We start from the raw sequence: 3,251 nt of genomic DNA, 5'->3' as shown, positions 1-3,251 counted from the left end.
ATTTTTCTCGACAGTATTGACTTATGGGTAAGAGACAGCCCTTCAGGGGATGGAGGATGTCAACAAGGTACGAAGTCGCCATATCTTCTCTGCAGCGTCGAGAACGGTGCTGTTTAACGACGAACTATCGGTTTGTGCCACCATCGACGGCGTCGAGATCGGGCTCGTCGAACTCGAGTGCGTCCGCAACAGCGTCGGGAAGCTCCGGGCGAGGGGCCGATTCGTGGCGCTCGATTTTCTCGGTCTTGCGCGTGTTTTCGTAGAGGGCACGTGCGACCGGAAGCCCACGGAGATACTTGTAGTCGTGGAGGACCTCGACCCCCCGCTCTGTGAATCCGTAGAACTGGGAGGGGAGATCACGTGTCCCCTCGCTTGGGTCGTACGTGTAGCGTGCGAGGAGCCCGGCGTCGATCAACGTCTCCAACTGGTCTTTGATGGCCGCCTGACTCTTTCCGGTCATATACTCGAGTTCGGCGAGCGACATCAGATGGGCGGGATGGCCCAGCAGCTCCTGGATGATGAGATGGCGCGTATCCTGGGACAACAGCGTGAACAGCCGCTGCTGTTCTGCGAACGGCCCTGCATCGGCCGCACCAGTGTCGGTTTCGCTCATATGTGCTGGTACGAGGGAGGGCGACATAACAGTTAGGCTCATCCAAGTTGGTTAATTCAGAAAAAACCAATGTAACTCAGAAGAGACAAGGTGATGTAATTTGAATTGGCAGCTAATGACCGACCCAAGCCCGCCACCGGACGCTGGGGAAATTATGACTGTCGTTCACGAGGCCGTCGGGGGTATCGAACTTGAGCCTGCAGAGAAACGGGAAATCTGGCGGTTCACCCAGCGTGAATTGCCGTATCTCTGGAGTCAGCGGACATCGTATTTCATTTTGGGGAGCTATCGCGACCCCTATATCCGCCGGCTTCGCGCCGTCCAGAACGAACTCACGAAGCAGCTCGGTGCCTATCCGTTCATCATGGGTGATCTCCTCGAACTCCCGACTGACCGACTCAGTACGTTCGATATCATGTTTTCGTTGCTCGCGACGTACAGCGACTACATCGTCGGTGTCTTCGAGAAGGAGAGTGGTGGGGAGGCGCCTGAATTGGGCGAGATCGATGACCCACCGTATTTCGACAAGTCGCACGTGTTCCCACGTGATTACGCGTGGGTGACTGACGAGAATCTTGACTCGAAACAGCACGTCGTTCAAGCCGCCCTCGAGATAGCGTTCACAGACGATTTGGCGGCGGATGAAGTCCAAGCAAACGTTGAGTCGCTCGTTGATCGCGCCCAAGAGAGCGGCCTCGACATCGACGAACAGGAGGTGTGGGATGTGATCGACAACCGGGCAGATGAGGACAAAGGGCTGGCAACGTACAGTTGGGTCCATCTCAACAAGTTCCGCAAATTCGAACTCCACGAACGGTGCTTCCCGTGGACGACAGAGGACGAACTCCGAACGGCGGTTGACGAACTCCCGTCCCCGACACCCCGTCCGGAGTGGGAAGAGAGGGGAGAACGGTGAACTATCCACCCACGAACCTTCGATCGCGACGCGACTCGACACACCCACCCCACCGGTTCCGCTGTTAGTACGGGGTGGACGCCACCATCTCAGTACCACAAGCGAATCCTCACTCAGGCCGACTCCAACAGCGTCGACAACCCACTCCGAACCGCCGATACGGACTGTTCGAGTTGATGCTCGTTGTACTTGCCCCCGTCCTTCCCCCGGTTGTGCTCTGTCACGCCTGTGATTCCCAACTGTGCCAACTCGCCCAGATAGTCACGCACTGACCGCTCGGAGACCGGACTCACTCCTTCTGAGCGAGCCACGGACCGGTACGTCTCGACGACTTCGCGCGTCCGAACCGGCGTGTCACCCCGTTCGTGAAGCCGTGTGAGTGCGTACAACACGAGCTTTCCATGCTGCGAGTAGTTCTGTATCCCCTCGACCACCTGGTCCGTCTGAACGCGCTCACGAGCTTCCTGGACGTGCGACTCGGTCACGATGTCGGACCCACTCTCACGGGCGACATCGCCGGCCTCTAAGAGGAGATCCAAAGCCTTCCGTGCGTCACCGGAGTCTTTCGCTCCATACGCAGCGCACATCGCGATCACCCCGTCTTCGAGAACGGTATCTTGGAAAGCGACCCGTTCACGCTGTTCGAGGACGAGTCGGAGCTCGTCGGCATCGTATGCGCTGAAGGACACCTCCTTTTCACACAGTGACGACTGGACCTTCGAAGAGAGTTGCGTCCGGAAGTCCAAGTCGTTCGAGATCCCAATGACGCCGAGCTTCGCCTCGCTAATGTCGCCGTTCGAGCGCGCACGCGAGAGCTTGTACAGGAGGGAATCGTCGCCGATGTGATCGACTTCGTCGAGGACGATGAGTACTGTCCCTCCATAGGCGTCGAGTTCGTCAAAGAGGAACTCGTACACACTCGCCTGCGGGTATCCTGTATTAGATATCTGCCGGCCCGGTTCACGGAGTTCGTTGACCAGCTTAACGGCGACTTGGTAGGACGTGTTCAGCCCATCGCAGTTGACCTCAATTGTCGTGAGTTCCAGTTCTGGCACGTCGGTTGCGTCCCGCTCAAGCGTGCGGAGCAGATAGCGCGTGGCCGCAGTCTTGCCAACGCCACTTTTCCCGTAGAGAAACACGTTCGAGGGGGTCTCGTTATTGATCACCGGCTGGAGGGCGGCGTGGTAGCGGGTGAGTTCCTTGTCGCGGCCGACGAGGCTGTCCGGCGTCCACTCTTCGAGAAGTGCCTCCCGATTCTCGAAGATAGCATCGTTTGGCGTGAACGAGAAGTCGTCCATACTGGTTGGCCTCCCTATGATGAAATAAAACCACCACTTCTGTTGTTTCCGTTGTAGCCACTTATTTATATACTATTCATCCCCACTGCTTCCGCTGTTCGTACCTAGATGCCTCCCACGTATCACGTTTTGAGGCGCACTCAATTGAGCCACCGCTAGGCCTACTGCTCCGTCCTAACAGCGGAAGCGATGGGGTGTGTGGGTGAACGCACTTCACCACCAGAAGGACACTAACAGCGGAAGCGGTGGGGTGGGAGTCAAATCCATACCTCCCTTCCATGTTCGCTCACGTTAACAGCGGAACTAGTGGGGTGGGAGTGCTCTCTGGCGTCTTCGAGGTGTACTCAACTCTGGGCTGACAAACTATGTCTCTAGGGTGTCATAGAAGAGTTGGCACGACATTTATTTCGTGAATTTACAGCCG

Annotated in this window: 3 protein-coding genes; 1 reads left to right on the top strand and 2 read right to left on the bottom strand. The window is 57.1% G+C overall.

Features of this window, described 5'->3' with window-relative positions:
* Positions 1-124: 124 nt before the first annotated feature.
* A complete protein-coding gene (locus tag Z052_RS05880) occupies positions 125-613 on the bottom strand; it encodes a hypothetical protein (RefSeq protein WP_099288904.1) in 489 nt (162 codons plus the stop codon).
* 115 nt (positions 614-728) lie between these two features.
* On the opposite strand from Z052_RS05880, the gene Z052_RS05875 reads away from it, so the two are divergent.
* Positions 729-1,529 (top strand): hypothetical protein, encoded by an 801-nt coding sequence (locus tag Z052_RS05875; protein ID WP_099288903.1) that lies wholly within the window; start codon positions 729-731, stop codon positions 1,527-1,529.
* Positions 1,530-1,642: 113 nt separating this feature from the next.
* Here Z052_RS05875 and Z052_RS05870 read toward each other — a convergent pair whose 3' ends face one another.
* Entirely contained in the window at positions 1,643-2,827 is a 1,185-nt protein-coding gene (locus Z052_RS05870; RefSeq protein WP_094520032.1) for an orc1/cdc6 family replication initiation protein, read from the bottom strand.
* Positions 2,828-3,251: the final 424 nt, after the last annotated feature.

This window comes from Halorubrum sp. C191 (assembly GCF_002727095.1).
GTDB lineage: Archaea > Halobacteriota > Halobacteria > Halobacteriales > Haloferacaceae > Halorubrum > Halorubrum ezzemoulense.
Note: the sequence above shows the minus strand (reverse complement) of the source record. Positions and strands in the feature narration are given on the sequence as shown.